Source organism: Candidatus Desulfatibia sp. (genome assembly GCF_036446775.1).
Taxonomy (GTDB): domain Bacteria; phylum Desulfobacterota; class Desulfobacteria; order Desulfobacterales; family UBA11574; genus Desulfatibia_A.
Map to the genome: position 1 here is coordinate 19951 of NZ_JAZFTO010000166.1, position 9007 is coordinate 28957.

Below are 9007 nucleotides of genomic sequence, written 5' to 3' on the forward strand. Positions count from 1 at the left end.
CCTCCATATTTTGTTTGCGCTCGCTTAGGGTTTTATATTTTTAGTGTATGTTTAAACAGAATGTCCCTATCAGCATGAGCCTCGGCCAGTTCTACAAGATGTTGGTGGTGGGTGAAAAAGATGATTTGCGTCTGTCGGGCCAGTTTAGCTAAAATTTGCAGAGTGGCTGCCGCCCGCTCATTGTCGAAATGGATCAGGATGTCGTCAACAATAAACGGCATGGCTTCATTCTTTTCCAAATAGGATTCCAGGCTGGCCAAGCGGATTGCAAGATAAAGCTGGTCGGCGGTCCCGTCACTCATACCCTCGACCCCGACGGTTTCTTTGCCATTGGACCGGACCCCCACGAGAACAGCATCGCCTTTATTGTTGGAATCCACCCGCAAGCCGCTAAACGAATCGCAAGTAATGCGGGCAAAGAGTTTGCTGGATCGTTTTAGAATCGGTCCCTGGTTTTTGTCACGGTAGCTTTCGATCGCCTTTTTTAAGACCTCTGCGGCAACCCGAACCCGAACATACTGCCGAACGTCAGCTTCAAGATCTGCAATAAGTCCCTGGGCCTCTTCTGCCAGTTCAGCCGCCCGAGCGCTGCCGTCCATTTTGGAAAGCTCATTCTCTTCGCGCCCGATGCTTTTGTCAAGTTCGGACTTCTGAACCGTCAGCCGCTCGATCGCTTCGGTCAACCTTTCCAACGCCGGATCGATGCCGTCGGGATCAACGCTCAGGGCATCCCCAACAAATTCGTCAATCGTTAAGCCGCCGCTCAGTTTGCGAAGCTGGCTCTCCAATTGATCAAGCCGGTTCTCAATGTTTTGGCGACGAATAGAAAGTTCCTCGGCCGCCTGGAGATCTACAAAGGATTGGCAATCCGCCTCCTGGCACATGGCCGCAAGCTGCGCCTTTATTTTAGTTATCCTTTTCCGGGCAAGATCGAGCTGATCTTCTTCTTGCTGTCTTTGCTTTTCAAACCCCTGCTGCCGGGCCTTTATATTGCGGGCACTGGTCAGCCGCGCATTGAGTTCAGCGGCAGCCTGCTGCGCCTCAAGTACGGACAGCTCCGGAGCATGGCTTGAGGTCAAACGGGCAACTTTTGCTTTGAAATCATCAGCATCCCGGTCTATGCCACTGATCCGTTTGGCAAGCACCTGCGCTTCATCTAATTTAACGAACAGGGTTTTGAGATCTTCCAGTACGGCCAGGATCTGGGCTGGTGAAGCATCGGCGTTTAACCCCAGAGGATCAATTGCTTCCGTCCAGCGGGAGCGCCACTGAACCAGCGCTTGCTCGGTTTGTTCCGATCGGGACAAGATTTCCTTTAGTTCCGCCTCCCGTTGCGAAATATCCCGCATGAACTGCTGCCGTTGCATGCGTACTTGATCCATTTGATCCATCATTTTCTGGCTTCTGTCAAGCAGGTCTGCCAGGGTCTCTTTCTCCCGGACCGGGGCCTGCTCAAGCTCAACCAGACCTTGTTCCAGTTCCTGGCGGAAGGTCTCTATGCGTTCTTTCAACTCACCGCTTTTAGTCTTTTGCTGCCGGATTTCAGCAGCCCGGCCGGCCAGCAGCACCTGATTCTGAACCCAGACCCTCATCTCGCGCGGCGAAGCCGGTGAAATTTCGAGAGCTTTCCATAGTTCTATCCACTTTGTTCTAATGGCTTCAAGTTCGGCTGTATGGGTTCCAAGCCGGGCTAGCAAGCGTTCGGCCTGGGTTTTGCGCATCTTACGATCCGCAAGAAGCGTGGCTTTCCTGGCGACCCGATCCGCCTCCCGCCGGAGCCGGTCTGCAAGCTCGTCGGCATCCCGAACACTCTGTTCATAAGCCTGAGTCAGACTGGTTGCCGCCGGAAAGGATGCCACGAATGCCGCTACACGCTCACCCGACTCCGATTCGCCTTTCCAAACCCGACGAACCAGTTGCCAGCCACTATCACGTCTGACCCGGGCCTGATGCAAATCATCCTCGGTGGGGACTTCCTGTTCGAGCCTGAGCTGTTCAATCTGGCCGTCAAGCTCCACTACATGGCGTTCAACGGCATCGATTTCTGATATCAGCTTTGCTGCCGCCGATTCTGCTTCGTCTAGACGCTTATCAAAGGAATCAATGGTTTCAAGAGACGGGATCGGCAACGTTTCAAGCGATTCAAGGGTTCCTTTCCAGAGGTTCTGTTTTTTTAGCGTTATCTCGGCAGCCCGGTTCGCCTCCTGAATCTCCCGAATCAGAGCCTGATAATTTTCTTCCAGGTTACCCTGCTTAAGAGTGCCTTCAATTATCCTTCGAATCCGGCCGGTGTCTTTGAGCATTTGCATACCGGCAAGCTTCGTGTTTAACTGGTCCAGATGGAAGGCCAGTTTTTCTTTGTTTTCCCGGATACTTTCTGATTGGGCTATCAGCCGCTCAGATTGATTGCCCAGTTCCTGAATCCGAACCGTTTGGGCCCTGACCAGACGAAGCTGATCGGCCTGGTTTAGGGCAAGATCCGGCCGGAGTCCTTTAAGGATCGCTTTGGCATCCGCCAGCAGCCCGCTGTGCCGTGCTGCAAGCCCGGATTTGTCTTTTACAGCTTTACGATGGCTGCCTAGATCTTGGTAAATCTCTTCAACGGACTCGGCATTCTCGAGGAGCTTGGGAACATGCAACTCTGCAAGGGCTTTATGGATTGCTTCCAGGCTCTCTATGGACTGTTTTTCATTGCTTTCTGCAATCTTAAGCCGTGTCAAAAGATCTAAGCGCCGGTCCCTGAAATCCTCAGAAAGAACAACGGCATCGCGGCACATTTTAAACTCATTCAAGAGTTCTTTGCGAAGACCGATAGCCGGGAGAGCTTCCTTGATCCGTTCCAGACGATGCCGCCCCCGCTGCCGATCTTCGAGCTGACGGTCAACAGATTGCTTTTGCTCGAGAGCTTCCCGCAGCGCCGCGTCATGCCGAGCCCATTCTTGACCCGGCAATTGGGCTTCGCGGATGTCTTTTTGAAGCTTTTTGAGCTTGCTCACCCCAACATTGATACGCTTCTTTCCTTTCGGCAGGAACAGTTCGTCGCATTGGGCTTTAAAAGTATCCTGAATCCTTCGCAGGTCAGATATGCCGGAGCCTGCGGCAAAAAGCACCTGGCCGACGTCTCCCCCGCCCTGGATGATCGCTTCTCCACCCTGTACCAGATCGGCGTGATCGATGCCGAACATGGTTGTAAAAATATTTTTATCTATACCTCCCAGAAAACTCTTCAAGCTGGCATCATCGAGTATGGTGGCATCATCGGACGCCCGCAGGGTATTCATCTGGGCCTTGCGGCGAATGAATTCAAAGGTGGTGCCGTCATCCCGAAGAAGGACGCCGCCGATCCTCATTTTTGGGTGGGGATGGATAAAATTGTCGATCGATCTGGTGGGAATACCGTACAACAGGTGGCGAATTGCCCGTAGGGCACAACTCTTGCCGGCCTCATTGGGCCCGTAAACAACGTAAAGGCCGCCTGTTTGATCACCGAAATCAAGATGGGTGTCGGTGAAAGGACCAAACGCAATGAGCTTAACCCCCAGGATTTTCATCGACCGTTTCCTTTTGCCGTCAGCCGGCGTAGCAGCATGTACCGCACCTGACCAAGGAGTCCGGACAACCACTCGTTACTGTCCGGAGTAATGGCTTCAGGACCATCCTTTAGTTCCCTGGGCAGTTTCTTGAAAAGATCATTTAGGACCTCCCCCAGCGACTGCAACTGATCTTCATCCTTGCTGATCTCATCCAGACAATGGAGTATTTCTCCCATGGGGCCGTCGACGAATCCGGGCACCTCGGTTGGTGACGGCGATGCGGTGTCGAGCGTGACCTTTTCGATCCAGATTCGCCCGCCGCTCAAATCAATCGCCGCAGATCGAATCTCATTGGTCCAGCGTTCGAGATCTCCTGATAGTTCTTCGTGGACTTGCAACCTTCCTTTGATTTCAACCCGAACCACCAATGGAAATCCTTCACTTTTTTCCAGAAGTTCTGTAAGCGCAAGCGAGATGGCGTCAACCGCCTCATCAGCGTCTTCTGTAAAACCGGTGTCGACTTGGCACCGGACCCAGCGAATAACATCCAGGGGGTGGAAGTGAGCGTGTGTGCTTCCTTTTTCATCTACGGCAACCAGCATGCAGCCTTTGGGACCGGTCTCACGGATATGCCGGCCCTGGATATTGCCCGGAAAAACAATCAACGGTTCCGTGCTGAGGATTTCCCGTTGATGGACGTGCCCCAGAGCCCAGTAATCGTAACCTTTTGACTCTAGAGTCGCGATGCTACAGGGAGCATACGGCTCATGACCTTCTCGGCCGGTTGCACAGGTATGAAGCACTCCTATATTGTAATATTCAGACACAGGTGCCGGATACCCTACAGACAAATCTTTTTTCACTGCTTTTGTGGCAAATCCCTGACCGTGGATGGCGATGCCAAGAGCCGGGAGACGGAACGTGCCGGGTTCGTCTATGGGGAAGAGGTAAACGCCCTCCGGAAGCCGTAAGGTTTTCGTCATCGTGTTGGCCGCATCGTGATTGCCGGTGACGATGTACACCGGGATACCCGCATCCCGCAGTTTTGCTATCCGGGAAACAAAATAAAGCCCTGTGTTGTAATCCTTCCAGTCCCCGTCATAAAGATCCCCGACAATAAGGACAAAATCGACGCCCTCAGAAACGGCCAGCTCAATCAAATTTTCAAATGCCCGCCGCGTTGCCTGACGCAATTCCTCAACGGGTGCCCCCTCATATTGCTGAAGCTTCTGTAAAGGACTGTCAAGGTGAATATCGGCGGCATGCAGAAATTTGAACACGTTTGCTCCCAGGGTCTGTAAAATTTTCTTTTTGGAAAGCTAAATGGAATGGTCGAACAAAAAAAATTTACACTTAAATGCGTTGATCGGTCAAGGAATACATAGAGTATTTCGAGGATTAATCCGCCTCAGGCGGATTAAAATTTGAGCCTGTTGACAAATCCCGTTCATCGGGGACACAGAAACCGGGCCTCCGCCTCGGAGAGGCGAGCCTACGCCTCGGAGAGCAAAAAGGGGCGTTTTGCAAAGGTCTCGCTTCCATGGTCTCAGCCGCGAGATAGTTGCCTTTTGTCCCGTTTGCCGGCCGGGCGGTTGCTATTTATATGCCACACCTTTAAAAAATGTGTAACAAAAGGTACCGTCTGCTTCTGTTGCCCTATATAAGTCCTTTATCCCTTGTTCCCATGTAGTTTCGTCAATAATCCCAGTATCAATTGCCTGATCTCTAACTCCCTCGACCATGGCAATGAAGGTGTTTTTCGTAAAACCTTCAACATATTCCGGTCTGCTTGAGTCAACGTAAACCATCCTTGGAGAAATTGAAGGATCAACGAAACCTGCTTGAGCTAAAAGAGGAAACAATTGTCTTCCAATGAGGGCATTGCCGCCTATCTGAGCTTGAAGGTCAATCAGGCATTTTATGGTCTGCCAGGCTTCCTTGCTGTCCGGATGAAAGTATGTGGAACCGTGGTCTCCCTCGATCACGGTGATTGAGCCACCATGTTTTAGTTTTGCTTTGAGTTTACGCAATGCTTCTGCCGGATTTTTTAAATGTTCGAGTACAAAACAAACAAAAATGTGGTCAAAGCTATTATCCGGAAAAGGCAGGTTGAATATATCAGCCTGTTTGAAAGTGGCATTCTGGTGTCCGGTTGCATCCAAACTCATTTTTGCAGCCTGCAGAGACTCCTCGGATATGTCTACACAAGTAAAGCGTGCTGCGGGACTATTTTTTACCAATGTGAATGTTTGGGCCCCCACTCCGCATCCAGCCTCCAATACTGACGCACCCGCCGGATATTTTGTGTCATTGTGTAAAAGTTCCGTTAATGTTGTCGCCTGATCAACAAGCCTTTCAATTTCTCTTGCTGAATAACCATGTACATATTTATGCGCTGAATTTGTCATCTCACCTTTTTTTCCTTTGCATTTCACTTAAAATACGCGGCTTTCTTACCCGACAAAATCGCCGGTGTTAAGCAGGTGGTTATGCGCGGATTATTCTTGCGATATTTAAAATAGCCTTATTTACCACAGCATTTTTTATACTTATTTCCGCTTCCACACGGGCAGGGATCGTTGCGTCCGACTTTCTGCTCGGCTTCCCTTGGTTGCGGCCAATTCAATAATATTTCTAAATCGGTAATATCTTCCGGCTTGGTCCGGTCTACTTCAATGGTATATTTCCAGCCGTTTTTTTCAAAAATCTTTGTGACTTCTTTCATTCTTTTTTTTGTTTTTACATTAACAACAGCAGGATGCTTTGCCGTGCCTAATTTTACATTCCTTTTACCATCAAATATTTTTTCCATCTTTTCACCCCCCCCCAAATGCCCTTCTAAGGCCTTGCTGAACGCGAATTTCAATTGATTCACCAATTCGATCAAGCTGCAAGAATTGGAACATCAATCCTTCTGGCTGTTTCGATTAGCTTGTTGTCTATGGTGGCTATTGGAAAGCCTTTCCTCATTGCAAGATCCAGATATGAGACATCATAGCTCGATAGATTATTTGCCCTTGCCAAAGCCAAAAGCTCCTTCATCATCATTTCTGGTCGTTCATGCTCCACAACGATCGGAAGTTGGGATAACAAAGTTATGAACCGTATACTGTCTGATTCACCGAGCCGCTTTTGTCGTTCGGCCACTAACAAAACATTCACAACCTCAAGGGGCCAGATCGATGGAACGACGGCAGCTGCTTCGGTGAGCCTGTTCAGAACGGTATCGGCGTAATTGTTTGTTTTATCTTTGAAGCACCATGACATTACAACAGAATTATCGACAACGAAATGTTCGACCATTTACCGCCTTCCTTCTTCAATCATGTCCCGAATTGAGATTCCACTAAGACTGTGTTTGTCACGAAATTTTCTAAGTTCAACAATGACTGATCGGGTATCCACTTTTTTTGCAGGATCAGGGGGTTGTAATACAGCGACAGGAACACCATGCTTTGTAATGGTTATACGCTCACCCTTGAGCACGCGTTCCAGCAACTTGGGCAGATGGGTTTTGGCTTCATAGGCACCTACGGTTTCCATGGCATAACTCCTTAGACTAGTTTGAGACTAGTCTAATTTGGATTGATTAAATTGTCAACCGCCATATTAAGGTCAAAACCATTAGTTTTTACGTTATCAAGGTGAATTTACTCTAAATGTTAAATATTTTAATCACTAGTCAAGATGCGACCCCGATTCCGCGATTCCCGCACGTCAATTAAAACGCCGCCTTAATCTATATTTTTAATAATCCTGCCTTAAGATCCTCCCATAACCTGCTATAATCAAAGGTCAAAATATAGCTAATACATCACTCGGCTTTTTGGCATGCTATTTGAATGTTTGAATAATAAATACTTTGATATTTTTGTGCATTGTGCACTGGGATGAGCAGCTCAAAAACATAACAGGCACCAACTTGTCCTCAAGATCTTGCGGCTTTTTGCCGATAATAGAATATTGTACTTTGCAATGACAAAATACTGGAGCGTAACGCAAAAGCCGGACTAGTCAAATAACATCAGAGGCTAAACGGTTATTTGATAAATGTATCGAACTGGACCACAACTATAAAGAACAGATCGACAAGCTATAGAGATATCAACGGCAGGATATTCAATCTTTTTCTGCAAAGAACTTGAAGTTGCATAATATGACAAAACTTGAACCCATCGAAATAGATCCAAAGACATTTCTTCGTGAGCACCACACGTTGCCTAGCTTGCCGGAGGTACTGACTCGTATTCAGAGTGCTATCCACGACCCTAACGTGAATATCAAGAAGATAGCTGAATTTGTCAGCGGTGATCCAGCCTTGGTTGGACAAGTGCTGAAAGTTGTAAACTCTGCCTATTACGGCATGCCCAGACAAGTATCAGACGTGCTGACGGCCATTGCATTTTTGGGGCTCAATGAGGTTTATCGGATGACCCTTTCCTTGTCCGTGGTCAATACGCTGGCCATTGAGGAAAAGAGTGAGCTCGACAAGTTCTGGTTCCATTCTTTTTTTACGGCTCTGTCCACCAAGTACCTTGCAAAAAATTATGATCCGCAGTTGTCTTATGAGGACCTATGGTCAGCCGCTATATTACATGACATTGGCAAATTGGTTTATCTAAAGTTTTTCCCTGACCACTACAAAGCGCTTACCAATTTCAAAAGAGAAAAAGGCTGTCTTTTCAGCGAAGCAGAAGAAAATCTTGCAATGGTACCGAGCGCTTTCTTAGGCAAACTACTTTGCGACCATTGGAGATTGCCGGACATAATCAGGAATGCTTGTGAATTTCATACACTTCAAGATCTGATCGACGTGGAGCATGACAATTTTTCGGAAAGTTCTCAGCGTATGATCTGCTTGGGGAATATTGTAGCAGTATTGTCCACAGAGGAACTGAGCAAAGACACTAAACACAAAATAGCCGACTCAACAGCAACTTATCTCGATATCAGCAGTGAGAAGGAGTTTCTGTCCATGATGGGAGACATCTACGAATTGAGGATCGAGGTGGACAAATTTGTCGGCCAGCTTTAACAACCCAAGCTTTCCCTAATGTCACTCAATCTTTGGTCAGCATTTTAATATCTTAATTTAGTTTAGTGAAAAATCTGAAACCTAACGTAGACATAACCTGCTGGGGTTGAGCGTAGCGAAAACCCAGTCAGCGTCATGACATGGTTATTTTTTTTATTATTTATAACACTTGAGGCCACAGTGTTCCTCTATGGCCTCAAAGTCCTTATCATTGTGAAGGAGTGGAATGTCGTTTTCTATAGCGACTGAAGCGATCATGCAGTCCACGGATTTTCGAATGGTGATACCTTTACGACGCAGGCCCCTGTAAATTTCCGCAGCCTTCAAAAAGACAGGATAGGGCATTGGCAAGAAGAGTAAGGTGTTGAAAAGATCTCTCGTTTTTTTGAACTCTGAATCCTTCCTAATTCCTTGCAGTACCTCAGTTAGGACAATACCG

Annotated in this window: 8 protein-coding genes; 1 reads left to right on the plus strand and 7 read right to left on the minus strand. The window is 48.0% G+C overall.

The annotated features are described in order from the left end of the window. Positions 1 to 32 precede the first annotated feature (32 nt). The 6 genes from V3S16_RS08315 to V3S16_RS08340 all read right to left on the minus strand — a co-directional run bounded on the left by V3S16_RS08315 (position 33) and on the right by V3S16_RS08340 (position 7076). Complete coding sequence (locus V3S16_RS08315; protein WP_413884214.1) at positions 33 to 3551, minus strand: AAA family ATPase; 3519 nt, start codon at positions 3549 to 3551, stop codon at positions 33 to 35. Beyond that, positions 3548 to 4813 (minus strand): metallophosphoesterase family protein, encoded by a 1266-nt coding sequence (locus V3S16_RS08320; protein ID WP_413884215.1) that lies wholly within the window; start codon positions 4811 to 4813, stop codon positions 3548 to 3550. The genes V3S16_RS08315 and V3S16_RS08320 overlap by 4 nt, the downstream gene beginning before the upstream one ends. 315 nt (positions 4814 to 5128) lie before the next feature. After that, positions 5129 to 5941: a class I SAM-dependent methyltransferase gene (locus V3S16_RS08325; protein WP_413884216.1), complete on the minus strand. Its 813-nt coding sequence runs from the start codon at positions 5939 to 5941 to the stop codon at positions 5129 to 5131. A gap of 116 nt (positions 5942 to 6057) precedes the next feature. Continuing rightward, the gene (locus tag V3S16_RS08330; protein ID WP_413884217.1) at positions 6058 to 6345 is read right to left on the minus strand and encodes a PBPRA1643 family SWIM/SEC-C metal-binding motif protein; all 288 of its coding nucleotides are present in this window, start codon (positions 6343 to 6345) and stop codon (positions 6058 to 6060) included. 71 nt (positions 6346 to 6416) lie between these two features. Further along, positions 6417 to 6836 carry a type II toxin-antitoxin system VapC family toxin gene (locus V3S16_RS08335; RefSeq protein WP_413884218.1) on the minus strand — a complete coding sequence of 140 codons (420 nt, stop codon included), beginning with the start codon at positions 6834 to 6836 and terminating at the stop codon, positions 6417 to 6419. Then, complete coding sequence (locus V3S16_RS08340) at positions 6837 to 7076, minus strand: type II toxin-antitoxin system Phd/YefM family antitoxin (RefSeq protein WP_413884219.1); 240 nt, start codon at positions 7074 to 7076, stop codon at positions 6837 to 6839. Between the two features lie 613 nt (positions 7077 to 7689). Here V3S16_RS08340 and V3S16_RS08345 point away from each other — a divergent pair. After that, entirely contained in the window at positions 7690 to 8568 is an 879-nt protein-coding gene (locus tag V3S16_RS08345) for an HDOD domain-containing protein (RefSeq protein WP_413884220.1), read from the plus strand. A 156-nt stretch (positions 8569 to 8724) separates the two neighbouring features. Here the strand turns inward: V3S16_RS08345 and V3S16_RS08350 are convergent. Next, positions 8725 to 9007 (minus strand): PIN domain-containing protein (locus V3S16_RS08350; protein WP_413884221.1); only part of this gene is annotated, 283 nt, incomplete at its 5' end.